The following is a 26,763-nucleotide window of genomic DNA, read 5'->3' on the forward strand; positions in this document are numbered from 1 at the left end:
CTATTTATCACGCTAACAAGGTCGCGCGGGAATGACAGATTTCCTTAACTTAATGGCAGTGCATCCTGGACGGAGCGATGCGTAATATGTATTGTCCCTATTTCTTATCCGAAATCCAGGCTAATTTAAATCTTTCATCGCTTTTACTGCTTCCATGGGTATCAATAAATTTTCTGGGGTAAGAAAATCAGCCCAAACTGTTTGCAGGGCATTTAAAAATTGATAGCCAAAATCCACATTAAGATTTAGCACGGTTTCCACACTTTTTACAAAATGAGCACTATTAATCGGATTTTTTAACGATCGTGGTTTCGCCATATCTGCGTGCATTTTTTGGAACATGCGTTGAAACGTATCATTAATCATTCTAGGTACGGGTGTATTTCCATCAAAAAGTCGATGATCTGCACTAATCGAAATGGGCAAATGATCTTGAATTTCGAATGATTGGCTTTCCTTATTCCATACCTGTTTGCGCTCAACTTGCATCATTACAAATTTTACGGCTTCATTTTTGAATAGAGGGGTTTTGGCATCAGTATAACCCCATGGACCGACATTGCTAATGGTGATAATTGCACTTCCGGGCAAAGGATATCCATAGACATTATAGGCAAAATCATGCAATTTGTTATCATCATAAGGTTTTAGATGTGGATGTGCTTTTTCTAATTCTTCTCGTCGTTTGTAGCAATAAACCATCATCGACACAATATCACGAATTCTTTTTGATAATTCATTCACGCTCATTTCATGGCAGTTTTCGAACGCTATGGTACCTATATGATCACCACAACCTGGCAGTAAAACAATCACCCCAACATACGCTTCGGTGCTGCGATAGAGTTTTTTGTAATGTAAATAGTTACGATATAATTCATTTTCTTTTCGCCATAAACTTACCGACTGCATCATCAAGGTGGTTAAAGTTTCAGAAGGAAATTTTTTACTGAAAAAATCGACACAGCTGACATTGATGTTTGATTGAGAGACCATGGTTGCCTCACTTGAATTATCCCATTGCGTCATGAACACTTTACGTGTGGGCGTCATTTCTACTTCGTGATGTTTTTGGGCGTATTCGTGGACAATGGGCAAAGCATTTTGTGCTACTTGCATGAACGCGAGCCATTTTTTGCTGGGTTCGAGATTAATTTTTTTTAATTGTTGGTGATGTTTCGCATTCAGTGATTGCATAAAATTAGTTACGCCCTCAAGGCCGAGTAAAGCAGCTGAAGCTGTTATATATCGATGTTGTAAAAAGAAGTTGACTAAGAGTTGCTCTTCCAAAAATTCAAGTTTTTCTTTCATTAGCGCCGGATCAGGCAGACCTACATCATGATATAAATCCGCTTCACAAACATGGCGATGTTCGTCAGTAAGAATGATATTAAATACTTTAGGTGCTATATTTTGTTGGGCGTAACATTTAAATGATTCTTCAATCCAGCCTTCTGCGACTAAATTTAACAGCATTATCGCAACTTTAGGACATTCTTCATCGCGTATAAAATTACAGAGTATTTCAACATTTTCGTTGTATTCGGGTGGATAAGCATAGGGCTCGCAAAGCATATACAGTATTTTAGTGAAGACTAATCCATGAAAAATTTCATCCAGTAATTGAATATGCATTCGCTGCTTGTTTTCCAGGCTGACCATTTTATCTTGGAATTTTAGTGGTACTTGAATGGCCAAAACTTCCAGTTGTGCTAAAAGAGAAAAGACGTAGACATAGAGTAATTTGTCATGTTGAATTTCAAAAGGAAGGCCGTCTTGAAACAGTTCATCCATACGTGTTTTGATGAGTTGCTTTTCATCGGAATTGATTTTCTCCCATCCTTCTAAAATCCACTTTTCCGAACCCCAGCGCGGGCGTAATAACTCAATAAAATCATCCATAAAAAGTACTCTTATCAAACACAGATTGTCCATCATAACTAGAGCATATATAGATCGTCAAGAATTTACGCTATTACTAATGTATTTCGTTTAATTGATTGAGTATTATACATAACTTACTGATTATTAGTGAATAAGCCTGCACTTTCTTGAATACAGTAGAAGATAGTGCTAATTTTTATAGTTTGTTCTTCAGTTGTACGGTCTTAGATAGTCTTAGAAAGGCATGGAGCTTTACTTGAAAAAAACTGTTTTATATACCGCTTTATCTGTACTGGTTTTCCCCGCATGTCTTCAGGCGCTTGGTTTAGGTGAAATGAAAGTAGAATCTGCGCTGGATCAACCGTTTGTGGCTGAAATTGAATTAATCGATGTGAATAGTGCGCCAATTACTAATATTAAGGCGAATTTAGCAAGCCCTCAATATTTTGAGCGTTTAGGGATTGTACCTTGTGATGCATTAAGTTTGCTGCAATTTGATGTGAAAAAAAATGCACGCGGACGATTGGTTATCTGGATTCATTCCACCGAGCGAGTCTCAGAACCTTACATCCAACTTGTTGTTGATTTAACTTGGCCAAGTGGGCAGTTATATAAAACGTACACCGTATTATTAGATCCTCCTGGCTACAAATTAGATGACAGTAGCCCAACATACCATCAACGTGTCGTAGGACGTGCTCATGAGCGGATTGTCTCTCCAGCACGAACTAAGCATGTGGCTGATTCTCCTGATAATAGTGGAAAAGAAACCTATGGGCCTACGGTTGCTAATGAAAATGTATGGCAAATCGCACAACGCTATAAAACCGAAGCGGTCATATTACCCCAGGTTGTTTTAGCAATTGTAGGGCAAAATCCTGATGCATTCACTGAGCGAAATTTAAATGGTTTAAAAGCAGGTGCCAAACTTAATGTCCCATCCATTAGGGAGATTTTGAAAGTTCCTGCTGATCTAGCTACGGTTGAGGTTATGGCTCATGATAAGGCATGGAATGAAAAAAATTCAATAAATCATGTTTTATCACCGCCTTATACCATGGGTCAAACCTTGACAAAGCTTCCCGTTGTTGAATACTCAAAAATTCTTCCTGTTCCTCAATTTACCCAGAGCAAAAGTACCGCGATAGAGGTAATGCCACGATATATGCTAACAAGTGACGCTTCTGTAATTCAAAATCAAAAACCGATAAGTGCGAAGCAAGATGCGACGCTTAAAGCAGAAATATCCATTACTACTGCGGCAGTGGATTCTTTACGAGAATCTAATGCGGCGTTGCTGGAACAATTACATATGATGCAATCAGAAAATAAAACACTTCATGAGCAATTGGCCGTACGTGATAAAGAAATTAAATTAATTCGCAATCAAATTCAGGTAATGAAGAAAGAACGCTTAGCCATTGCTGCACAAGCAAGTTCAGGTATGAATAAAGAATCTTCAAGTGTATGGCCATTTCTTCTTTTATTCGCTGTTGCTGGCAGTGGCGGGGCTGCCTTTTGGCACTTTAAACGTTGGAAACAAAAGGGCAATGATTCTTCATTACCCGCCATCCCCCCTGACACAGAGTCTGTTGCGCCGATTCTTAAGCCAATCGAGCAACCGGAATTACACGAGCCTAAATTAGAACCTAAACCACTGGTTTCGGTGCCATTTTCGCGCGATCAACCTGGGTCGATGGAAGCGGAAGCGGCTGTAAATGATTATGAATCTTTCCAAGCAGTTGCAGAATCACCTCAGGATAATGCATTGGAGTTTGAATCAGGCCTGCATCAGTTACTTACAGAGAAATCAATTACTACGGCAATAGAGGGAAATGATATGGATGAGAGATTGGTGTTTGAGCCTATTACAACTGCCGTTTTGGCGGGTAATAGCGAGGCTGAAGAGATTAATGTGCTAAAAAGCACTAATGCGTTAGATACGTTATTGGATTTAGCTAGAACCTACTTAGGAATGGGGGATAAGGAATCTGCTTTACATTCTTTAAATGAAGTATTAGTGCAGGGGACTGATGCGCAGAAAGAGGTTGCAAAAAACTTAATGGCTGAAATTAAAAGTAATGATTTTACCTAGCTTCTTCTTTTTTAAAAATACGCAGGTCTGTAAAATCCAATGGCACTTAAGGAAAATATTCAATATAGTCAATTGACTTGTGGCTAATTTGTCCTCCCCACGTAGGTGGGGATCCGTCCACAAAGGCAGCACCATTCCAAGTTAGGAATAGATCCCCGCCTGCGCGGGGACGACAATTTCTAGTGTGAGCCGTTAATTAAATACTTAACTATTTGATTTTAATTGCAAACTCCATTAAGTAAGCGCCATTCGTCGGTACAGTCCAGCCTATAATAACTAGATGTTAATCTAGCCTCGCCCCTCGGAAATTCCTGTAGGTAATCCCGTGTTTCCTCCCTCACAAAAGGTAATTGTATAATCTGTTGAGTTAGGTTGATTGGGTAGGTTATTCGTGCACGAAAATCCACTGGTTTTGTCATCAAAAGGATATACATACGCAGAAGGGCAGGTTGCTTTCATCCATTGCACCATCGGTTGAATATATTGCGTCCAGATTGGATCTACTTGCGTACCACAGCTTTGCGTTGCTGCGTTTGCTTGAATAGAGACACCTGAGGTCTCGCTTGAATTCCACCAGTCTACGCAACCACAACAGGTTGCAATTTGACTGGCATTATATCCTGAGTACGATAAATAACAGGAATTATACAGCGGACTAACATCGCCAGTTGGAACTTGGCATGCCATTAAATTATATAAAGTCGCATTTGCGGGGAAGCTTGGCGAGGAGGTGGGTAATGACATCGAGCAGTTAAAGAAATTGCTGACTGTGGCAGAAAGCCCTGTATTCGAGCACACTTGATCTGCAGACCAATAGCCTAAGAAGTTTCCACAAACTTGAGAAAAAGCATTAGTACTCGGATTTTGATAAAGACCACAAAGCTGACCTGCGGTGCATTGTGATACACCAGAGCTGATGTTACATGCAGTACCACCATTAGTTACCCAATAGTAGCCACTGCTAAACCCAGTGCCGCCACTAGGTGCTGGTAAACTCGCATTAGTCCAGTTGCAGGCGCCAAAATTATTGGTTGCGGTAGAACTACCTGGTGTACCACAGTTATAGTTATCCGCAGTTGCAGGAATGTTTGTATAATAGTATGGCGCCATCGAAATGGGGATATGGAACCCATTAATAACCTCCACATCATAACTGTCATTGCTGGTGGCGCTCATGGTAATTTCAGCCTGGGTTGCTGGTTGTGAAAAGCCTTTGCCTGGTGCGCAAGAAGTTGTGCCGCCATTATTATTACAACTTGCTTGACTGCAACTGCTGCCACTGCACCCAGTACTGGCAGAAATATTACCGCTCCACTGAATACCACTATAATTGTAAGCCGGAATGGTTACTGAATTAGTACCACCACTTTGTGTTAATTGGTAGCTGGTCCCCGTGTTTGGCCCCGGATTGTTCCAATAGCACAATAGGGTGCTCGTATTGCAGGTTGTACCAGCAGGGCAACCAGCACCTTGGGCATTGCACGACACATTTGCTACAGCAGAACCATTCAAAGAAAACCAGACTGGGAAGTTACACTGATTAACAAGATTAATGGTGCGCGTAGTTGGCAAGCTGGTAACAAATGTTCCAATGGTTGTGATTGTTGATGGACTGCCTATTCCTGTGTAGCCGACCGATGCGGTGATGGTATAAGTAGAACCTGGTGTAGGGGCTGGTGAGGAAGGAATGGTTAATGTTGCCTCAAGCTGACAGGCTGCTGCAGGGGTTGTTGCTGGAAGAGAGGCGCCACAACTGCTGCTAAAATTGCTTAAAGCGGCGCTGCAATCACCCGATATGCTATTGGTGCATGAAATGCTGCCTGGTGGACTGAGTGTTAATGCGCCTCCACTAACGTTGGTAAATAAAGCCTGTACCTTATAAGGTGTCCCTGATAATACAAGAGGAGGCAGGTAATTGGGGGCAACAAAAGAACTAGCTAGGATAGAGGATGAAGCGTTAACTTGGGTTGTCGTTGTTTCGGTTACAGGGCTTCCCGAGCTGCCTTGATAGCTAAGTGTGGCGGTAATACTTTGTGTGCTGGGAGTGGTGGAGCTCGGTATATAACTCCCAGTAACGGTACAGGAGGCTCCAGTAGCCAAAGTACCCGTGCAGGTGTTCGTCACAATATTCGCTGTACCGTAGGGTTGAGTCACTGAAATATTAAGATTTGTGGCTGTTGTTGTTCCATAATTAATAAAGAAAAAAGTATAATTTGCTGAGCTACCAATGGTCATTTGATAGGGTAACGACTGCGTTACTTTACCGGTAATTCCCTTTGTATTTGGAGCATTCCCTTTTGCTTCGGTAGCAATGAGGGGAAGTTGGACTCGGTTATTGTCATAACCACCAATAATCAATTGCAGTTGTTTGATACCGCTATTTGTCGGCGTTAATGATGCAGTAACCGTACAGCTGGCTTTGGAGGCAAGACGCACTCCAGTGCAATTATCTACGTAACTGAATTCATTAGGGGAGCTGGCATTTTTGGTAATGACTAAAGGCTTGACCAATTGGAAAGGTAATTGATTGGTGAAGGTATACGTCACTGAATCTGATGAATCAACATAGATTGGGTTTTGAAACTGTTTATTTAATTTCCAACCAATGGGATCTGTTCCGGCATGGCTAGAAAATGGCAATAAACTTAGAGTTGACAACAGTGCAAAAAAACATCCTTTTTTATTTGTATTCATTATTGCTCTCAAGTAGTTTAAGGTCTGTTGGTCTTTCTACTATCTTGGCCAGGATAGTAGGAATGCCAACAGCTCCTCATATTTTATTTTGCAAAAAGATAACTTATAGAAACTAGTATTTCATTTGAATGGTAGGACCCCGGATTTAGCGATTGATTGGACCAGGTATCTTTACCAGGGCCGGAACTAATTTGTCCTAAATCTTGGTAGTTATAGCCAACTGAAACAAGTACTTGTGAGGTGAGCTGCAGATCAATGCCAACACCAACCTGATAAGCAAATTCGCTCGTACTGAACTTGGAAAATTGAGGGCTAACACGCGGGGTAACACCAGCTAAGGCTTTTTCTTTATAGTCGGAAGTTCTATTAAATGAACTTCCGATTCCACCGTTCACGAATGGAGCAAGCATTCCATATTGGAATAGATTCACTTTTGCCGAAGCTAGTAAAAGATTTGCCGTAAGATCCCAATTGTACTTGTAGTTGGTAAATTCAGGATCAGAATACTGGGTTATGTTTTTTCCCAGATGAGTTCTGAAAAAATATTGCCAAAATACGCCTAATGAATAGGAGGGAAGCCAGAAGCTATTATGATGCCAACGTCGACCAACAGAAAGTGCAATCACGGCCTCACTTTGGTTTTTCGTTGAATATAAGTCAATATTATAGGGGGCAGGAAAGTCAGAGCCATTATTAACCCTCATTATACTATGCCATTGGGGATATTGTGTGCCGGCACCTAAACTAACAAACCAATTTCCTGGAGAATTTAAAAGTGGGGCTAATAGGTTGTTTTTAGTGTTTTTCGCAAAAGCTGGGGCGTTGCAAGCCAGCAATAAAGCAGCAATACTGGGGTAAAAAAATTTCCGTTTCATAGATAAATCTCAATATTTTAAAGAGTATGAACTACATTACAGCAGCATGTGCCATGCAATTGAGGCATGGATCCTTTATGACAAGTACAAGAAGCAATCAGTCATATCGTATTAAATCAAGAAATCATATCTCATTGAGCTGCACGACGCAATTCATCTTCGAAGGTATAAACTTTAAAAATGAATCATCTAAGGTATAGACAAAGCAAATGCAGTAATATAAATTGACCCTTTTTTTGTAGGAATAATGAATGCGTATTGCCTTAGTGCTTGAATACGATGGTAGCCACTATCATGGCTGGCAAGCACAGACAGGTTTGCATACCGTGCAACAAGCCTTGGAACATGCCTTATCAAAAGTCGCCGATTGCCCTATCTCTGTAGTTTGTGCAGGGAGAACTGATACCGGTGTACACGCTACAAATCAGGTGGTGCATTTTGATACTGATAAAGAGCGTAGTATCCGAGCATGGATTCATGGTGCAAATTCTTTTTTATCTAAAGACGTTTGTGTGAAATGGGGTAAAGAGCTTTCTGAAACGTTTAATGCGCGGTATTCAGCAACGGCCAGAAGATATCGCTATGTAATTTATAATGGGGCTATTAGACCTGCTTTATTGCGCAGTAATGTGACTTGGCAATACCGGCAATTAGATCATCGTTTGATGCATCAAGCCGCTCAACTTTTGTTAGGTGAAAATGATTTCACTTCTTTTCGCTCCGTTGAATGCCAATCAAATACGCCCATGCGGAATATTCATAAACTGCAAGTAACGCGTACCAATGATTTAGTAATTATTGATATTACCGCGAATGCTTTTTTGCATCACATGGTGCGAAATATTGCTGGTGTTTTGATTGCAGTTGGTTCAGGGAAACATCCTGTTTCATGGGTGGATGAGGTTTTAAAAGCAAGAGACAGACGCTTAGGTGCTGAAACCGCGCCTGCTTATGGTTTGTATCTGGTGCAAGTGACTTACCCTCAAGAATTTGCGGTGTTACAAAATAATCCAGGGCCTTCCTTTCTTTGGGAGAAATAATTGAATCCATCTCGTATACGCGTCAAAATGTGCGGTATGACACGTAGTGACGATGTGGCTCATGCCATTAGTTTAGGTGTCGATGCTATTGGTTTGATTTTTTATCCTAAAAGTGCGCGTTGTATTACTATAACCCAGGCAAAGGTTTTGCTAAAAAACGTGCCTCCTTTTATAGATGCTGTTGCTGTTTTAGTGAATCCTGAAAAGGCATTCGTTCAGCAAGTTATAGAGGAATTGCCTATTGATTTATTGCAATTCCACGGTGATGAATCAGTCGCGTTTTGTCAGCAGTTTAATAAACCTTTTATTAAAGCCATGCATCCAGATTCTGGGGAGCACATTCAGCGTGTAGCACAAGATTTTGCTCCTGCTTGCGCGTTATTGCTGGATACCCCTTCTGATAAAGCTAAAGGAGGCACTGGTTTGACATTTGACTGGAATATTATTCCTAAACAAATGAACAAGCCTTATCTATTGGCAGGAGGTTTAAATGAATTTAACATTTTGGATGCAATCAATGCGTGTCACCCTTATGCGGTGGATCTATGCAGTGGTGTGGAGGCCGCGCCGGGGGTTAAAGATCACGATAAGATGAGCCGATTTATGAGTAAAATTTTTACGGTAATTTCGTAGTTGGCTTTACAGCCCAACCTACAGAGGTATAGTAATGAATAAAAAAGAACTTCCTGATGCACGAGGACATTTTGGTTCCTATGGCGGCATGTTTGTAGCCGATACTTTAGTGCATGCATTAAAAGAACTAGAGCACGCTTATAATAGATATCGTCAGGATCCTGATTTTTTAGCGGAACTAAGTCTTGAGTTAAAAGATTTTGTTGGTCGTCCTAATCCACTTTATCATGCAGAACGTTTGAGCCAGTTTGTAGGTGGAGCACAAATTTATCTTAAAAGAGAAGATTTAAATCACACCGGTGCGCATAAAATTAATAATACTGTAGGGCAAGCCTTACTTGCAAAGCGTATGGGAAAAACGCGCATTATTGCAGAAACAGGAGCAGGGCAACACGGGGTTGCATCGGCTACCGTAGCTGCTAAATTAGGCCTTGAATGTGTTGTTTACATGGGTTCAGAAGATATTAAACGTCAGGCAACCAATGTGTATCGCATGAAGTTATTAGGGGCTGAAGTTGTTCCCGTAACGGCTGGTTCAAAAACATTAAAAGATGCACTTAATGAAGCCATGCGCGATTGGGTAAGCCATATTGATGATACCTTTTATATCATCGGCACTGTTGCTGGACCTCATCCTTATCCGCAAATGGTAAGGGATTTTCAAACGGTTATTGGGATTGAAGCCCGAGCGCAATTTTTAGAGAAAAAGGGGCATTTACCCGATGCTTTGGTGGCGTGCATAGGTGGGGGGTCGAATGCAATTGGTTTATTTTATCCATTTCTGAATGATGATTCCGTTGCTATTTATGGTGTCGAAGCTGGTGGTAAAGGTTTGGAAACTGGTGAGCACTCAGCCTCACTGATTGCTGGAAAACCTGGAATTTTACATGGTAATCGGACGTATTTACTGTGCGATGAATATGGACAAATTAAAGACACCCATTCAATTTCAGCGGGTCTTGATTATCCTGGTGTTGGCCCTGAGCATGCGTATTTAAAAGATACTGGGCGTGTCGTATATGAATCAATAAATGATGAGGAAGCCTTGCATGCTTTTCGCACGTTAACTTGCGTCGAAGGAATTATGCCCGCGCTTGAATCCAGTCACGCAGTGGCTTATGCCATGAAATTGGCAAAAAAAATGTCAAAAAAACCAAAGCATCATTGTGAATTTATCGGGTCGTGGCGATAAAGACATGCATACTGTTGCAAGTATTGATGGAATTACTGTATGAATCGAATCGACAAAATTTTGGCAGATTTAAAAGCTACTGGTAAGAAAATGTTAAGCCCTTACATTACCGCAGGTGATCCGTATCCGCAAATCACGGTAACGATGATGCATCAATTGGTTAAGGCTGGAGCTAATATTTTGGAACTCGGTATTCCATTTTCCGATCCTATGGCGGAAGGGCTGGTAATTCAACAAGCTATGGAGCGGGCCTTAGCTCATAAGGTGTATACTCAAGATATATTGAATATGGTAAAAGAGTTTCGTCAACGGGATCAAGAAACACCAATCGTTATTATGGGCTATCTTAATCCAATCGAGCAGTATGGCTATGAGCGCTTTGCACAAAATGCAGTTGAAGCAGGAGTAGATGGCACTATTCTGGTTGATCTGCCACCAGAAGAAAGTGACGAGGTGAACCAAGTTTGGCAACGATATGGTTTATACAGTATTTTTCTTTGCTCGCCCACAACCTCAGATGAGCGCATGGCTTTAATTAATCGCGTTGCTAAAGGCTATTTATACTATGTGTCTTTAAAAGGCGTTACTGGTTCAAGCGCGTTGGATATGTCTTCTTTAAAATCTGAGTACCAACATCGTAAAACACAAACTGAACTGCCGTTGATGGTCGGTTTTGGGATCAAAACACCCGAAATGGCTGCGGAAGTAGCCAGTTTTGCTGATGGTGTTATTGTGGGGGCTGCATTGATAACGCAAGTTGTAGAGGCATATAATGCGAAGCATGATATGCTTCAGGTAGGCGCTAAGGTAATAAATTCTATGCGTCGTGCTATGGATGATAAGGCTGAATTATCAAGTGGGCATTAAAATTCTCTCTTACCAAGCGAGAAGAATTTCTCTTAACTTGAGGGATTCACAGATTACAATGTATTAATTCGGGCTGTTGTTATTTCACTAGCTTGGGCCAAGATAGTAGAAATGGCAACAGACTCTAGAAAAGAATGGAAAAACCAATGACTGAATTAACCGAAAAACGAGCACATTTTATCAGACAATTGATTACTGATGACTTAGCCAGTGGCAAACATAAGTCAATAGTCACCCGTTTTCCTCCCGAGCCTAACGGTTATTTACACGTAGGACATGCTAAATCAATCTGTTTGAATTTTGGTTTGGCCGAAGAGTTTAAAGGCTTATGTTATCTGCGTTTTGATGATACCAACCCTATTAAAGAAGAAGAAGAATATGTAAATGGCATTATCGATGATGTGCGCTGGTTAGGTTTTGAATGGTGTGACATGACCCATTCGTCGGATTATTATTATGAGCTCTATGATTTTGCTGTGTTATTAATTAAAAACGAATTAGCGTATGTTGATAGTTTAAGTATGGAAGAAATTCGTGCGTACCGCGGAACGTTACAAGAACCAGGACGTGAAAGCCCATACAGAAATCGACCTATGGAAGAAAGTCTGGATCTATTTAAGCGCATGAAGGCTGGTGAGTTTGCTGATGGAGCGCATGTACTAAGAGCAAAAATTGACATGCAATCCGGTAACGTAAATATGCGTGATCCCATTTTGTATCGTATTCGCCATGCGCATCATCAACGTACGGGGGATGAATGGTGTATTTATCCTATGTATGATTATGCACATCCCATTTCTGATGCGTTGGAAAAAATTACTCATTCCTTATGTACTTTGGAATTCCAAGATCACCGGCCACTTTATGATTGGTTCATCGATAATTTACCAGTACCGGCAAAACCAATACAAACTGAATTTGCTCGTTTGAACTTATCGCATACGGTGACTTCTAAGCGTAAATTACGTGAGCTTGTTGAAAAAAATGCAGTGAGTGGATGGGATGATCCACGTATGCCTACCTTACGTGGCATGCGTAAACGAGGATACCCACCTGCGGCTATTCGCCAATTTTGTGAAATGATTGGTATTTCACGTAGCGATTCTGTGATTGATATGACTTTATTAGAAGAGTGTGTCCGTGCAGAGCTAAATAAAACAGCAAAACGTGTCTTATGTGTGATGGATCCCTTAAAAATCGTCATTGAAAATTACCCTGAAGGTAAAGTAGAACACTTAAAAGCTTCTTATAATCCTCAAGATCCTGAAGCAGCAACACGTGAACTCCCCTTTTCCAGAGAGTTATTTATAGAACGTTCAGACTTTATGGAAGATCCTCCTAAGAAGTATTTCCGCTTATCTCCTGGTGCTGAAGTACGTTTACGTCATTCCTATGTAATTAAGTGCCATGATGTAGTGCGCAATGAGCAGGGAGAGGTGATTGAACTACGTTGTACTTATGATGAAAATACCTTAGGAAAAAATCCTGAAGATAGAAAGGTTAAAGGCGTAATTCATTGGGTGTCTAGTGCGCATGCTTATCCAATTACTGTTTTGCAATATGATCGATTATTTACGGACGCCAATCCGGCTCGTGAAGAAGATTTTTTCCAGTTTTTAAATCATGATTCATTGCAAACACAACGCGCATTTTGCGAACCTTCTTTGGCCGATCAATCTATAGGGGAAGTATTTCAATTCGAGCGTTTGGGATACTATTGCGTCAATGAAGTTCGTGAAGGATGTGTTAGTACATTTCATCGCGTAGTTGATTTGAAAAACACTTGGGGAAAAGTAAGCTAAGGGGCAGAAATGTTACATTTATATAATTCGTTAACTAGAACAAAAGAGCCATTTGTTTCCATTAATCCTGGAAAAATTGGTATGTATGTCTGTGGAATCACTGTATATGACCACTGTCATTTAGGACATGCGCGTTCTATGGTTTGTTTTGACGTTATTGTACGTTATCTGCGCTCTCAAGGTTATGATGTAACTTTTGTACGTAATATTACTGATATTGATGATAAAATCATCGCTCGTGCAAATGAACGTGGTATCCCCATTGATGAACTAACTGCACATTATATAGATGCCATGCATGAAGACATGCGTGCATTAAATATCTTACCGCCCAATTATGAGCCGCGTGCGACAGAACATATTGCTACGATTATTCGTTTAATTGAACGTTTACTTGCCAGAGGTAATGCTTATGTAAGTGATAACGGTGATGTGTGCTACCAAGTGGATTCATTTGCAGAGTACGGTAAATTATCGCATAAGGATCTTGAGGGATTAATGTCGGGCGCACGCGTTGAAGTGGTCAAAGAAAAGCGTTCACCACTTGATTTTGTTTTATGGAAAAAAGCCAAACCAGGTGAGCCTTATTGGGCTTCACCATGGGGAAATGGACGACCTGGTTGGCATATTGAATGCTCGGCAATGGCAATAGAAGAATTGGGCGAGCATTTTGATATTCATGGCGGTGGATTAGATTTGCAATTCCCACATCATGAGAATGAAATTGCCCAAAGTGAAGCAGCAACACATAAACCCTTTGCTAATTATTGGCTGCATGTTGGTATGTTGCAGGTTAATAATGAAAAAATGTCAAAATCATTAGGTAATTTCTTTACTATTGCGGATGTTTTAGCTAAGCATCATCCTGAAGTAGTGCGCTATTTTCTGTTAAGCAGCCATTACCGAAGCTCATTAAATTACTCGGAAGAGAATTTATTCAATGCGAAGAAGGCATTAACCAGACTTTATCAAACAATGAAAGATAGTCCGGTAACTGTGAATGGTGAATTGGATAATCATTGGATTAATGAATTTAATAAGGCCATGAATGATGATTTTAATAGTCCAGTCGCTTTATCTGTATTATTTCAGTTAAGTCATGAAGTGAATAAAAATGGTACACCAGTTTTAGCGACAACGTTAAAGCATTTAGCTGGTCTGATGGGGCTATTGCAATCGGATTCTGCAGAGTTTTTACAAGCAGGTTTTGATGAGGACGATAAAGCGGCGATCGAGCAGTTAATTGCAGAACGATTACAAGCACGAGCTGATCGTAATTGGGAGCGCGCTGATCAAATAAGAGCTGAATTATTAAATCAAGGAATCGAATTAGAAGATGGCGCAAAAGGGACTACCTGGCGCAAGATAGCTAATTAAAATAAGATTATAGTTCTCCTCTTTTGTCATGAGAGAGGGGATATTAAATTGTACTGCTCAAAAATATAAGGCTTATATTCTGCATAATGAGAAAAATTGGTTCAATTTATGCTTAAATAATTATATTAACTTTGGCTTGCAAATTTCCGGATTTATCCATTATTTATTCTTTCAAGATGCGTTCAGCAAGAATTAAATTCTTTTAAAAATCAATTCATTAAATTCCTTTTATTGAAAAATCCACCAAATACCTAGGATTGTTCATTGGGTTTAATATGCGTCTAAATTTATCTTTGAGATCTAAATGGTTCCAAATAGTTGAATATATTCTCCATTTGCTTTATGATTAATATTAAGGCTACTAGCGTGTTTTGTGATCTCAAAGATCTGAAAATATTCTTTTCCGGGTGTTTTATCGAGGGGATAATATGAATGACAAAGTAGATAAGAGCTCTGTTAAGGTATTAAGAGCAAGGCAAAATGATTTAACAGAAAAGGTCAAATTATTGTCTGGCGAGTCAAGAAGGTTGCGAGAAGAAATTAAAAAAGCTGAAGCAACTAAGGGTGAAGTTGCTGCAAATAACAGTAAAATTAATAGCGAAATGCGCGAACTAGAACGCTTAAAAAAAGATATTCAAGGCGAATTAACGAAACTAGCAAATGAAGCATCCGCACTAAATCCTACGGCTAATGCTTCATTAAGCGTTGGGATTCCAACCACACCATTAGTCCCCCCACCGCCTCCTCTTATTTTTAAAGCAGCTACCAAGAAATTTACAGTTAGTAGTCAGCCTAAACCACCACCTAAAGCCAGTGTAAGAGATGTAACCGGGGATATGCTGAGTCAATTAAGTGCGGGCGTACAATTAAAAAAATCCACTGAGAATGCTAAACCAAAAACTGAGGATGAGCTAGTACAAGAACGAGAAAATGAATTTCGACGCTTTGAGTCCAGTATTAAAACTAAAGAAGCTGAAGTAGAGCGATTACTCAATCAGGTAAGTGAGTTAGCAACGAAACTTGAAACGGAAAAAGCAAGTCAAGTGGAATATCAAAAGGCATTAGAAAGTCAAGTTGATGCAATAACTGAATTAAGTAAGAAAAAGGGTGCATTGGAAGGAAAACTAAAAGAAGTCAAAGAAAAAGTTGGCACTGAATTATCAAAAATTGAAGAAAGAAAAGCACAAGAGTTGGCTGAAAAAGAAAGACTGACTAAAGAACAAAATACTTTAATTTTAGATAATCCAGTTGATAATATACCTGATGTGCCACCACCTCCACCACCAATGGGGATACCTACCCCCCCCTCGATAGGGATACCTCCACCACCACCCATGGGTAATTTTAACGCAAAAGCTAAGGCCAGTGCTCCATCTGCGGTAATAACAAAATCGGAGGCTACTCCTCCTTCACCTGCTAAGGAAAAGGCGAGCTTTAGTACGGATGAAGTGTTGCTCAAAGCTGCAGAGGCGCAAAAAAAACGTGATGTTGCTGTAGTAAAAAATTATGTGGTTAGCATGTTAATTGATATGGTTATTGATAATCCAGGTAAAGATGAGGTACCAAGTAGTAGTGATGTGGATGATGAGTTTTCAGATGATGATAATGATGTTGAGACTATAGAGAGTCCTCATCAACAATTATTTAACTTAATAGGTGAAGAAGGATTTAGTGAATTAAAAGAAACTATTCAAAAGAGTTTGATACAGACTAACACTAGTTCTGCCCTGGGTGGTCATTTTTCTCAAGCTATGAGAGCTCGTAGGGAAGCGATTGACTCCGTTTCTGTAGATGCAGGACGACTAGAAAAAAATAGGGATAAAGCACCTATTAAAGATGCAGTATCAAGATTTATTGATGCAAGGCAAGACAAAGGCTTATTAGCTGCAGGTAAAGAAATAAAACAACGTGAAGATGCTGAAGCACAAAGAACGGCTGAAGCAAAACGAATAGAAGAAGCACAGCAAGCTGAAGAAAGAGTAAGAAAAGCGGCTGCCGCAAAAGAAGTAGAAGAGGCGAAAAAAGCCGCTGAAGTACAAAAAAAACTATCCGAAATGGGCGTGAAAGAAGCGGTAGTAAATACAGCAGGAGTGAAACAGGCTGAATCACAAAAAGATATCGCAATTTCGGAAGCAAACGCTAAAAAATCAGATGCACAAAAATTGGATTCTTTTTTATCGTCTATTGATGATGATTTAGCTAAGGGTCTTAGCGCAGTGCAACAAGCGGAGGAGTTGCGTATTGCTGCATTAGCAAAGGCAAAAAAAGAAGAAGCACAACAGGTAAAAACTGAAAATGTACAAGGTGCGGAACAGACTCAAGAGCGTGTCGAACAAGCTCAAAAGCATGTCGAACAGACTCAAGAGCGTGTCGAACAGACTCAAGAGCGTGTCGAACAAACTCAAGAGCGTGTCGAACAAACTCAAGAGCATGTCGAACAGACTCAAGAGCGTGTCGAACAAACTCAAGAGCATGTCGAACAGACTCAAGAGCGTGTCGAACAGACGATACCTAGGCCTAAAGTACAAGCTAAAATGGCTGAACCCCGACAACCAGAACAGCCTATAGCTAATGCCCAAGCAGCAGAGTTATTGAAAAATTCTGGATTTGATCGTCATCTAAAGGCTATTTTGACGAAAGCGGAGCATTTAGAAAAGAGTAAACATCCAACGGCGGCAGCGGCAGCAAGCGAAGCTCGTACGATTCATAAAATCTTGCTTGATAATAAAAAGGAATTTATTGCGGGTGGCAAGGAGGCACAAGATTTTGTGAAGGATTGTGAGAATGCTATTAAACCAGAACAAACCAAAAATTTAGCGGAGCATCGTGGTATATTGGGATCGCTGCAAAAATTCGTTCGCGGCATCCAAAATGTATTTAAATCGCTAACGAGTAGTTCGCCTTCTACTTATTCAATTAATACCGATTCTATGGATAAAGTGAATGATATGAAAAAATCACTGAACAAGATTAAGGAACAATCCACAGAAGATAATGATGTGGAGAGACAACGTAGGCCTTCTTAGATGGAGGAATATTTCGGGATTTATTGGTTTTAACTAAAAATTAATATCCAGAGACGATATCATCGTCTGGATATTAATTTTTAAATAAGAAATTCATGATGCATCGGGGGGTGTCGGCTGGGGCTGCGAAACCAGGGAGCCGCACTAATTTTGCGTTGTAACGCGCAATACTTCAGCAAGTGATGTATCGCCAACAAGTACACGTTTAAATCCATCTTCACGGATGCTTGGTGTTGTGGGTCTTAAATAGTTCTCCATCATTTGCAAGTTTTCATGCCGATGAATCATGCCTCTAAGTGTTTCATCAATTGTAATTAATTCATAAATACTGGTACGGCCTTTATAACCCAGATGATTGCATAAATCACAGCCCTTAGGTTCAAATACTTTAGACAGATCGGCATCAGGGCCAAGTCCCATAAGCTCTTTTTCATCATTTCTTAATTGATGCGGTGTTTTGCAATGCGGGCAAAGCCGCCTAACCAGACGTTGAGCAATCAGTCCTACGATACTGGAGGATAATAGAAAGGATTCAACCCCCATATCACGTAGTCGGGTTAAGGCACCTAGTGCACTATTGGTATGCAAGGTAGAAAGTACTAAGTGACCGGTGAGGCTTGCTTGTACTGCAATTTCGGCTGTTTCAAGATCGCGAATTTCCCCGATCATGACTACATCGGGATCTTGTCGTAAAATGGCTCTTAAGCCTTTAGCAAAGGTCATTTGGACCTTGGCATTGACCTGAGTTTGCCCTATACCTTCCAAATCGTATTCTATGGGATCTTCGATGGTTAAAATATTGCGGGTCACTTCATTTAACTCGGTGAGCATGGCATATAACGATGTTGTTTTTCCTGAACCAGTTGGGCCTGTAACCAGGATAATGCCATGTGGTTCTGCAATTAATTGACGTATTATTTTTACCGTCGCATCAGGCATACCCAATAAATTTAAATCTAATTGTGCCGCTTGCTTATCCAAAATCCGCAATACGACACGTTCGCCATGATTTGAGGGGAGGGTAGAGACTCTAACGTCAATATTATGCCCTCCAATACGTAATGAAATACGACCATCTTGTGGTATACGTTTTTCGGCAATGTCTAATTTTGCCATTACTTTTACCCTTGAAATTACTAAAGGGGCAATAGCTCGTTGAATTTCTAAAACTTCGTGCAAGACGCCATCAATACGATTGCGCACTAAGACACGGTCTTCATATGTTTCAATATGAATATCAGACGCTTTTTGTTTGATTGCCTGAGTAAATAAGGCATTAAGCAGACGAATAATGGGCGCATCATCTTGATTTTCTAATAAGTCTTCACTGACGGGCAGTTGGCTGGCTAATAATGAAAGATCCATATCATCTTCCATGCCACCCGCTGCTTCTAATATGGATGATTTGGATTGATAGATATGAGCCAGGTGTTGTTGAAATGTTGATTCGTCTACTGGCTTTAATGATAAGTCACATTGCAATAAGCGTTTTACTTCGGCCAGCGCTTGCAATGAAGCGCTGGGGAGATGATAAACAAGCGCTTCAGTACCGACCATCTCACCAGCAACAACAATCCCATGGATTTTGGCAAAACTGTATGGGATTTTCAGCGATTTTTCTTCATTTTCCATGGCTTATTTAGTCACCAATAGTGGTGGGCGACTAAATGGTCTTGGTAAGTCAGCCCGTTTTAATGCCGGTAATACAGTGGCATTATTACTTTGCAGGTATTGTTCTTCAGAGCGTAACCAATCTAGTTCATACTGGCGAGTATGATTGTATTTATCATGAGTTAGATTCATATTTTCACGCTCATTACGTAGAATAATTGGTTTAATAAAGACCATCAGTACACGTTTATCACGCGTATTAACATTGCGCTTAAATAAGCGCCCAATCCCTGGTATATCTCCCAGAATGGGTAGGCGATTGTTATCATTGCTTAGGCTATCTTGGGTTAAGCCACCTAAAACGACCACATTACCACTTTCAACGTGCACTGAGGTTACGATACTGCTGATTCTAAATGTTGGTGTGGTTGAGGTTTCTGCAGCTACGGGTGGATCCAAAGTATCATTACCTTGGTCAATTTGCATTTGAATGCCATTGCCACGGGTGATTTGGGGTCTTACATAGAGATGTAATGCCACGTTAACACGATCAAAGGTAGTGTAGGGGCTAGATGATGCTGCAGTTCCATTTGCATTATTTGGGTAATTAGAAGAGGCAACAGAAACTTGTTTACCCACCAATATCTTTGCCTGACGGTTATCTAGAACGACCACAGACGGTGTTGATAAAATATTGGCTTTATGGGCACGTGCCAAGGCATAAATCTGCGCTTGAAAATCAGCACCTTTAGTTTGGCTGTTGATAATCGCAAAACCATTTCTAAAACCAGATGCTTTACCCGTTTGTTGATCACTACCCCACTCAATTCCTAAATCGTTTGCATCTTCTTGATTAATTTCAGCAACCAGTGCTTCGATTAATAATTGGGCTGGCTTTATATCGAGTTGAGCAATTACTCTTTTTAAGACGCGTATGACTGAAGCGGGTGCATTTAGAATGATGGAATTGGTATTGGGCTCACCAATAATCTGTACTGAAGGCTTGGTTGAACCTTCATTCTGAGTATTCGCAGAACTGGTATTTGCAGTAGCTCCTGATGAATTTAAAGGGGATGCTGTGGTACTGGATGAATTCGTGTTTTGCGAGTTTGAACTACTATTAACTAGATTTGATGCTGGATTTGTACTGTCTAGTGCTGGTCTGGTTATGGTACCCATGGTGGTGCCAACATTGCCACTGAAATTTGCTTGAGCAATACCCGCAAGGATAGGTAGCAAATCTTCGGCACGCATGTAATTCAGATAAACAACTTGAGTATTACTGCTAAGCCCTTCAGAGTTCCCTCTATCTAATTTTAAAATGAGCATTCTCAAACGAATTCGGTCTGTTTTCGAGCCGCTGATTAAAATAGAATTAGAACGATCATCTGCTGAGACGCTAATTTGTGAGCGACCACCAGCCATATTTGGTTGGACTTTTATCAGATCTTTGATTGTTGTTGTTATATCCATGGCTAATGAATGTTGTAAGGGAATTATATCAATGCCATTCGCTGTGGAATTATCGACTTGTTTAATAATATTAGCCAAGCTTTGAATATTATTAGCACGCCCGGACAAAATAAGCATATTTGATGGCCCATAGGCAGAAACACTGCTCCATTGAGGCATTAAAGGTCTTAAAACAGGCACTAATTGCTCTGCGGGTACGTAATGAACAGGCACCACTGCAACCATCATGTCATCGCCTTTAGGCGGATTTTTCATCTCATTCAGAAGATCGGTTGATTGGGTTTTGGCATCAATATTGGGAATGATTTTAATTACATCGCCGCTGGGTATTGCTGCATATCCAGAAACTTGCAATACCGAGAGGAATACTTGGTATAACTCATGATTGGACATCGGGGTTGATGAAATGATGGATATTTTTCCTTGAACGCGTGGATCAATAACAAAATTCTTGCCTGTAACACGCGATACTTCAGCTATGACTGCACGAATGTCGGCATTTCTTAAGTTCCACAACTTACTGTCCTCAGGCATTGTTTGTGCTTGTTCACCAGGATTCGCTGTTTGGCCTACGGTAAGAGTAGAGGATTGGGAATCGCTTGATTTATACGTGCTTGCATTTATGTTTTGCGAGAGTTTGCTTTGTAGCGTTCTTGCGGTTGGATAATCGCTAATTGGGCCAATTTGTACGAGGTAGAGGCGTTTATCGGACAGATTTTTAATTTCAATAGGTTCGTTAACTAGTTTGGATAATTCTTTTTGACGTTGCTTGGCATCCTTTTCTAAATTAAATGCGCCAGCCTGAAGGAAAAAAGTTGTATTTCCATCCTTGGTTGTTGTGGAAATATTAATGTCATTTGCATAGGTTAAGGTAGAGCAAATAAATATTAAAAATGTAAGTACTATCGAGCGCATTGAAAAACCGCAAAATCCTGAGTAGTAACATGATAACTAAATTTGAAAACTTAACAATAGATTTTTATAACTACTTGAAGGTATTTGACTTTATTGGGAGTGGTGGCTATGGGTGGACTCGAACCACCGACCTCAGCATTATGAGTGCCGCGCTCTAACCGACTGAGCTACATAGCCATAAGACGGCCGTGATTTTGTCGTTTTAGAGGGGAGATGTCAAGACTGTAAGCGTATTTTTTTTAGTTTTTTTATAAAATTCGCTCTTTTAGTTAGTTTTATTTCTGTTTTGAGTATCTGTATCAGTATAAAACCCTGTCAAATTTAATGATAAAAAATTAACTTATCTTGTGTTGAGGTGAGTAAATTAAAATATGCTCAAATTTTATCTATAATAAAACCTATGAGAATAGTTTGCTTAATAGGGGAGGATTCTGCTTTGAGTATAAGAAGTTCGTTTAGTAGCATAGTAGGTGGGCTGTGAAGCCCATCGGGGCAATTTAAGGCCCCCCTAGGTTCCACGAACAAGTAGTGGAACCTAGGGGAAGAGGGGGGAGCTTGATGCCAATCGGCTTTACAGCCCGCTTTGCATTGCGTAGTAAATCTGGATGTAGATTAGATGATCAGTAAATACAAAGCTCCTGGCCCGCGTAATACTTGAACCAATAATTCTTGTTTTTTCTGTTGCGCAATTTGTTGTAAGGACTTCACGTCTCTAACAGGCATTTTGTTTGCAGAGATAATAATATCTCCTGGTCTTAGACCTGCACGCCATCCGGCACTGTTTTCTGTCGCACCCACAATTTGCACGCCAATTACATTACCGTGAGGAGGGGTTTCTTGATCAAAAGCTCTTAATGCGAGTCCGTAAAGAAACGGATTGCTGGATTGGAGTTTTTGTTCGTGTGATTTAACGTCTGTAACAACTGCATCCAAGGTGATTGGTTTGCCATCGCGTTGAATCATGATTTTTGCACTCGTACCAACGCGTAGGAGACTTACCGTTGTTTTTACCTGCGTTGCTTGAGTAATTTTAGTATTGTTAATTTGGACAATAATGTCTCCAGCTTTTAAACCTGCAAATTCGGCAGGAGAACCTGGATTAACCTGAGCGACTAATGCACCTTGAAAATCTTCAGGATAACCCATAGATTGCGCAAGCTCTGGTGTTAAATGTTGCACGAAAATGCCCATTAATCCACGATGAATTGAACCAAATTTAATGATTTGCTGGGCAACATCTTTTGCCATGTTAATCGGAATAGCAAAGCCTATACCTACGTTACCGCCATAAGGAGAGAGAATTGCTGTGTTAATACCGATTAATTCACCTTTTGCATTGACTAATGCGCCGCCAGAATTTCCTGGATTAATTGCTGCGTCCGTTTGAATAAAGTTTTCTACACCCTCGATATTTAAATCACTGCGCTTTAATGCACTGACAATACCAAATGTTGCTGATTGGCTGTTACCAAAACTGTTTAAACCAAAGGGGTTACCTATAGCAACGACAAAATCGCCTACTTGTAATTGATCTGAATCACCTATAGGTAGTGAGCGCAGGTTTTTAGCATCAATTTTTAGAATGGCTAGATCCGTTTCACTATCACCACCGATTAGTTTTGCTTTTAAGCGGCGACCATCCTGTAAGGTAATTGTAATAAGATTTGCATTGCGAATTACGTGATCGTTGGTGATGATGATTCCATTTTTGGGATCCAAAACAACGCCCGAGCCAATGCTTTCGAACTTGCGTCCTTTTTCTGGTGCTTGCTGCCTTGGCTGCTTTTGTGCTTCCTCTTCATTTCCTGCTGCTCCAGGAGGTGTTGCATCGTTTGGCAAATAGCCTTGTACTGCAACATTGACAATAGCAGGCATAATGTTTTTTAGTACGGGTGCTAAACTCGGCATAGCCGCATCTTCTGCCGCATAGGCGAACGAGACTGTGACAAAGAGAAGCGTACTTATGAATAATCTTATACGTTTTATCATATTATTAGTCCTGAGGTTGATCGTTAATCCAGATTAAGGTACCTATTCTACCTGTTTGTGACGTTCTTCGATAGGAATACAATTCACTTTCAGATTCAAAAGTACATAGTTCAGACTGATAAACAGCGTTGACACTTTGTAAATTCAGTACCATTTCAGCAATTTTGGGTAAATTAGCCCGCCATTTGGCGTTGACTGATGTAAATGCAAGTTTGCTTTCTGGGTATTTACTGGTGAATGTTTGATAGACTTCATCACCGACTTCGTAACATTGTTGACAAATTGCCGGTCCTATCCAGGCAAGCAGCTCAGATGCTTTGCTGCGCATCTTGGCTAAGGTATTTTCCACAATACCATTGACCAAGCCTCGCCAGCCCGCATGAATGGCGGCGATTTCAGTGCCTTGTCTGTTACAAAGAACAATGGGCAAACAATCCGCCGTGAGAATTACGAGTGGATGCGTGCTTGAGCGTGTTATGGATGCATCGGCATCTCTATTGCTTTCTTCTTCTACTAGTACACAGTGGGTACTGTGTGTCTGTCTTAACCATTGTGGCTCACCAGGCAGTTGTAATTGTTCTACTAGTTGTTGACGATTTTGTAGGACATGCTGATCATTATCACCGATTCCTAATCCCAAGTTATTGAAATTATAAGGGGTTTGGCTAAATCCTGATAAGCGAGTTGTACTTAGGGCGCAGATGTTTTTAGGTGCTGGCCAATTGGCTAGTTTAGTCTTCATAATGCTCATCCAAAGTGTTAAGAAGAAGTTGAAAATCATCAGGCAAAGGTGCGGTAAATGTCAACTCTTGTTCGGTTTTGGGATGAAAAAACGCAAGGCTACATGCATGGAGCGCTTGCCTTTTAAACTCTTGGATTAGTGTTCTTAGTTCTTGAGATGCGTTCGCAGGGACCTTCATACGGCCACCATACAGCTGATCGCCAACTACTGGATGGTTGATATGGGTTAAATGAACCCTGATTTGATGCGTTCGTCCAGTCATCAGTTTAACATCCAGGAGGGTGTAATCCTGATATTGTTTTTTTACCGTATAATGAGTAATGGCTTCTCGTCCTTGTTCAAGTACGGCCATTTTTAAGCGGTTACGTGGATGACGGCCAAAGCCAGTTTCTATAGTGCCACCAGATATAACATGCCCTTGCACTAAGGTAACGTAGTGGCGTTGAATTTCGCGCGCCTGCATTTGGCGTATTAACGAGGTATGTGCCGTTAATGTTTTGGCGACAACTAATAAACCTGTGGTGTCTTTATCAAGGCGGTGAATAATTCCGGCTCTTGGCAAATGGTGCAAAGATGGTGCGTGGTGTAATAACGCATTAACCAGGGTATGTTCTCTATTTCCTGCCCCAGGATGTACAACCATATTGGCTGGTTTATTTAATACCAATAATTCATCATCTTCAAAAACCACATTGAGGGGGATTGCTTCTGGTGCGCAATGGTCAAAATTATTATCCGTCAGATTCAGATCGACGCTAATGGTAATCTGATCGCCATCTAAAGCTTTATCTTTAGGTTTGCATGGTTTTTGATTCAGAATAACGGCACCACTCTTAATCCAATTGCTGATTTGCGAGCGTGAATAGTCAGGAAGCAAGTGCGCGAGCACACTGTCGATACGTTGATTGTGGTACTCGCGAGGAACGGTTAATTGTTTTTGAATATGTTCAATCATTAGGATGTAAGAGCCTCAGCATCAACAAGACGTCCACGCAATGAATTTGGCAGCGCATCATTAATTTGGACCTCAACAAATTGACCAATTAAATGGGGGGGGGCATCAAAGTTCACTACACGATTACACTCTGTTCGGCCAGAAAGTTGCTGTGAATCTTTTTTGGAGTGTCCTGTGACTAAGATTCTTTGCGTACTGCCGATCATGGATTGACTATAACGAGATGCTTGTAATAACAGTCGGCTTTGTAAGATTTGTAATCTTTGTTTTTTAACTTCTAATGGGGTCTCATCCACTAAATTTGCCGCTGGAGTACCTGGGCGAGGGCTATAGATAAAACTAAATGAGGTATCAAAGCCAATTTCATGAACTAAATCCATAGTTGCCTGGAAGTCTTTATCTGTTTCACCAGGAAAACCCACAATAATGTCGGTAGATAAACGAATATCAGGACGTACTTTACGTAATTTTCTAATTTTGGATTTAAATTCCAGAGCAGTATATCCGCGTTTCATCAAACCTAAAATACGATCAGAACCACTTTGAACCGGTAAATGTAAATGGTTTGCCAGCTCAGGAACTTCCGCATAGGCATTAATTAAATTATCTGAAAATGCTAAAGGATGGGATGTTGTAAAGCGAATTCGGCCTATTCCTTCTAGAGCGGCAATGTAATGAATGAGCAGGGCTAAATCAGCGATATCGCCATTTTCCATTTTCCCGCGGTAATCATTGACATTTTGACCGAGTAAGTTAATTTCTCTTACTCCTTGTGTTGCCAGATGATAACATTCAGCGAGTACATCATCAAAAGGACGACTGATTTCTTCGCCTCGAGTATAAGGTACTACACAGAAACTGCAGTATTTACTGCATCCCTCCATAATCGACACAAATGCAGTAGGGCCTTCAGCTCTAGGTGCAGGTAGATGGTCAAATTTTTCAATTTCAGGGAAACTAATGTCAACCACCGCTTTTTTCTTTTCAATGCGCTCATTTAACATTGCGGGGAGACGATGTAATGTTTGTGGCCCAAAAACGAGATCAACGAAGGGGGCTCTTTTAACAATGTCAGCACCTTCTTGGCTTGCTACACAGCCACCAACGCCAATAACAACGTGGGGGTTCTTTGCCTTATATTCACGCCATTGTCCTAGTTGCGAGAACACTTTTTCCTGTGCTTTTTCGCGGATAGAGCAAGTATTAAGCAGTATTACATCTGCTTCTTCTACTTGGTCTGTTTTGACTAAGCCATGTGATTCGAGTAGGACCTCTGCCATTTTTGATGAATCATATTCATTCATTTGGCAGCCATTTGTTTTGATGTATAGTTTTTTTGCCATATTAAAAATCTACTTTTGAAAATGCTGTGTTAGTTTAATATAAGTTGGACTTTACAGCCCAACCTGAATCAGGATAATCCAATTTTGGGGTATTATTTCATTAATGCACACTTTGGCAATAGGTTTCTTTTATCTTTGGTAAAATAATTAAGGCAATTAGCATACCCAGAGGAAGAATAGCTAATCCAGTATGGTATGCCTCTATGGGATATACCCTGACATTACCATTTAATTCACCCTGCCATAATTT

The 26,763-nt window shown here is 40.5% G+C and carries 16 protein-coding genes, 1 tRNA gene and 2 pseudogenes; 8 read left to right on the forward strand and 11 right to left on the reverse strand.

What is annotated here, in order from left to right:
- Positions 1-120: 120 nt before the first annotated feature.
- Positions 121-1,902 (reverse strand): 2-oxo acid dehydrogenase subunit E2, encoded by a 1,782-nt coding sequence (locus tag LDG_RS17065; protein ID WP_006872710.1) that lies wholly within the window; start codon positions 1,900-1,902, stop codon positions 121-123.
- A 238-nt stretch (positions 1,903-2,140) separates the two neighbouring features.
- Here LDG_RS17065 and LDG_RS17070 point away from each other — a divergent pair, with 238 nt between their 5' ends.
- The gene (locus LDG_RS17070; RefSeq protein WP_006872711.1) at positions 2,141-3,979 is read left to right on the forward strand and encodes a FimV/HubP family polar landmark protein; all 1,839 of its coding nucleotides are present in this window, start codon (positions 2,141-2,143) and stop codon (positions 3,977-3,979) included.
- 288 nt (positions 3,980-4,267) lie between these two features.
- Here LDG_RS17070 and legT read toward each other — a convergent pair whose 3' ends face one another.
- Positions 4,268-6,673: a Dot/Icm T4SS effector LegT gene (gene legT, locus LDG_RS17075; RefSeq protein ID WP_006872712.1), complete on the reverse strand. Its 2,406-nt coding sequence runs from the start codon at positions 6,671-6,673 to the stop codon at positions 4,268-4,270.
- A gap of 83 nt (positions 6,674-6,756) precedes the next feature.
- Positions 6,757-7,548 (reverse strand): outer membrane protein, encoded by a 792-nt coding sequence (locus LDG_RS17080; protein WP_006872713.1) that lies wholly within the window; start codon positions 7,546-7,548, stop codon positions 6,757-6,759.
- Between the two features lie 251 nt (positions 7,549-7,799).
- Here LDG_RS17080 and truA point away from each other — a divergent pair, with 251 nt between their 5' ends.
- The 7 genes and pseudogenes from truA (at position 7,800) to LDG_RS18730 (ending at position 17,485) form a co-directional block, all read left to right on the forward strand.
- Positions 7,800-8,588, forward strand: a complete 789-nt coding sequence (gene truA, locus LDG_RS17085) for a tRNA pseudouridine(38-40) synthase TruA (RefSeq protein WP_006872714.1) — start codon at positions 7,800-7,802, stop codon at positions 8,586-8,588.
- On the forward strand, positions 8,589-9,221 hold the full coding sequence (locus tag LDG_RS17090) for a phosphoribosylanthranilate isomerase (RefSeq protein WP_040536484.1): 633 nt from the start codon (positions 8,589-8,591) through the stop codon (positions 9,219-9,221). It abuts the gene before it with no gap.
- 34 nt (positions 9,222-9,255) lie between these two features.
- Positions 9,256-10,456 (forward strand): annotated as a pseudogene (gene trpB, locus LDG_RS17095) (tryptophan synthase subunit beta).
- The gene (trpA, locus tag LDG_RS17100; RefSeq protein ID WP_006872717.1) at positions 10,453-11,280 is read left to right on the forward strand and encodes a tryptophan synthase subunit alpha; all 828 of its coding nucleotides are present in this window, start codon (positions 10,453-10,455) and stop codon (positions 11,278-11,280) included. The pseudogene trpB and the gene trpA overlap by 4 nt, the downstream one beginning before the upstream one ends.
- A gap of 146 nt (positions 11,281-11,426) precedes the next feature.
- Positions 11,427-13,082, forward strand: coding sequence for a glutamine--tRNA ligase/YqeY domain fusion protein (locus tag LDG_RS17105; protein WP_006872718.1), 1,656 nt, complete (start codon positions 11,427-11,429; stop codon positions 13,080-13,082).
- Positions 13,083-13,091: 9 nt separating this feature from the next.
- Entirely contained in the window at positions 13,092-14,459 is a 1,368-nt protein-coding gene (gene cysS / locus LDG_RS17110) for a cysteine--tRNA ligase (RefSeq protein WP_040536486.1), read from the forward strand.
- Positions 14,460-14,887: 428 nt separating this feature from the next.
- A complete protein-coding gene (locus LDG_RS18730) occupies positions 14,888-17,485 on the forward strand; it encodes a coiled-coil domain-containing protein (protein ID WP_006872721.1) in 2,598 nt (865 codons plus the stop codon).
- A gap of 144 nt (positions 17,486-17,629) precedes the next feature.
- On the opposite strand, the gene lspE is transcribed toward LDG_RS18730, so the two are convergent.
- From lspE to LDG_RS20650, 8 genes and pseudogenes are all read right to left on the reverse strand, one after another.
- Entirely contained in the window at positions 17,630-19,117 is a 1,488-nt protein-coding gene (gene lspE, locus LDG_RS17120) for a GspE family T2SS ATPase variant LspE (protein WP_006872722.1), read from the reverse strand.
- Positions 19,118-19,120: 3 nt separating this feature from the next.
- Positions 19,121-21,484: a GspD family T2SS secretin variant LspD gene (gene lspD / locus LDG_RS17125; protein ID WP_006872723.1), complete on the reverse strand. Its 2,364-nt coding sequence runs from the start codon at positions 21,482-21,484 to the stop codon at positions 19,121-19,123.
- Between the two features lie 100 nt (positions 21,485-21,584).
- Positions 21,585-21,661: transfer RNA gene (locus LDG_RS17130), tRNA-Met, on the reverse strand.
- Between the two features lie 435 nt (positions 21,662-22,096).
- Positions 22,097-23,473: a Do family serine endopeptidase gene (locus tag LDG_RS17135; RefSeq protein ID WP_040536488.1), complete on the reverse strand. Its 1,377-nt coding sequence runs from the start codon at positions 23,471-23,473 to the stop codon at positions 22,097-22,099.
- A 4-nt stretch (positions 23,474-23,477) separates the two neighbouring features.
- On the reverse strand, positions 23,478-24,215 hold the full coding sequence (gene pgeF / locus LDG_RS17140; RefSeq protein ID WP_006872725.1) for a peptidoglycan editing factor PgeF: 738 nt from the start codon (positions 24,213-24,215) through the stop codon (positions 23,478-23,480).
- Positions 24,205-25,170 (reverse strand): 23S rRNA pseudouridine(1911/1915/1917) synthase RluD, encoded by a 966-nt coding sequence (rluD, locus tag LDG_RS17145; RefSeq protein WP_006872726.1) that lies wholly within the window; start codon positions 25,168-25,170, stop codon positions 24,205-24,207. The genes pgeF and rluD overlap by 11 nt, the downstream gene beginning before the upstream one ends.
- Positions 25,170-26,513, reverse strand: coding sequence for a tRNA (N6-isopentenyl adenosine(37)-C2)-methylthiotransferase MiaB (gene miaB, locus LDG_RS17150; protein WP_040536490.1), 1,344 nt, complete (start codon positions 26,511-26,513; stop codon positions 25,170-25,172). Before miaB ends, rluD begins: the two co-directional genes overlap by 1 nt.
- 100 nt (positions 26,514-26,613) lie before the next feature.
- Positions 26,614-26,763: pseudogene (locus tag LDG_RS20650) on the reverse strand (MFS transporter); the annotation flags it as partial.

It is taken from the genome of Legionella drancourtii LLAP12 (genome assembly GCF_000162755.2).
Classification (GTDB): domain Bacteria; phylum Pseudomonadota; class Gammaproteobacteria; order Legionellales; family Legionellaceae; genus Legionella; species Legionella drancourtii.

Bases quoted from the DNA above. Each gene is read 5' to 3' on its own strand.
- cysS (WP_040536486.1), top strand. From the start codon at position 13,092: ATGTTACATTTATATAATTCGTTAACTAGAACAAAAGAGCCATTTGTT.
- LDG_RS17135 (WP_040536488.1), bottom strand. From the start codon at position 23,473: ATGATAAAACGTATAAGATTATTCATAAGTACGCTTCTCTTTGTCACA.
- miaB (WP_040536490.1), bottom strand. From the start codon at position 26,513: ATGGCAAAAAAACTATACATCAAAACAAATGGCTGCCAAATGAATGAA.
- pgeF (WP_006872725.1), bottom strand. From the start codon at position 24,215: ATGAAGACTAAACTAGCCAATTGGCCAGCACCTAAAAACATCTGCGCC.
- lspD (WP_006872723.1), bottom strand. From the start codon at position 21,484: ATGCGCTCGATAGTACTTACATTTTTAATATTTATTTGCTCTACCTTA.
- rluD (WP_006872726.1), bottom strand. From the start codon at position 25,170: ATGATTGAACATATTCAAAAACAATTAACCGTTCCTCGCGAGTACCAC.
- LDG_RS17080 (WP_006872713.1), bottom strand. From the start codon at position 7,548: ATGAAACGGAAATTTTTTTACCCCAGTATTGCTGCTTTATTGCTGGCT.
- truA (WP_006872714.1), top strand. From the start codon at position 7,800: ATGCGTATTGCCTTAGTGCTTGAATACGATGGTAGCCACTATCATGGC.
- LDG_RS17065 (WP_006872710.1), bottom strand. From the start codon at position 1,902: ATGGATGATTTTATTGAGTTATTACGCCCGCGCTGGGGTTCGGAAAAG.
- trpA (WP_006872717.1), top strand. From the start codon at position 10,453: ATGAATCGAATCGACAAAATTTTGGCAGATTTAAAAGCTACTGGTAAG.
- legT (WP_006872712.1), bottom strand. From the start codon at position 6,673: ATGAATACAAATAAAAAAGGATGTTTTTTTGCACTGTTGTCAACTCTA.
- LDG_RS17105 (WP_006872718.1), top strand. From the start codon at position 11,427: ATGACTGAATTAACCGAAAAACGAGCACATTTTATCAGACAATTGATT.
- LDG_RS18730 (WP_006872721.1), top strand. From the start codon at position 14,888: ATGAATGACAAAGTAGATAAGAGCTCTGTTAAGGTATTAAGAGCAAGG.
- lspE (WP_006872722.1), bottom strand. From the start codon at position 19,117: ATGGAAAATGAAGAAAAATCGCTGAAAATCCCATACAGTTTTGCCAAA.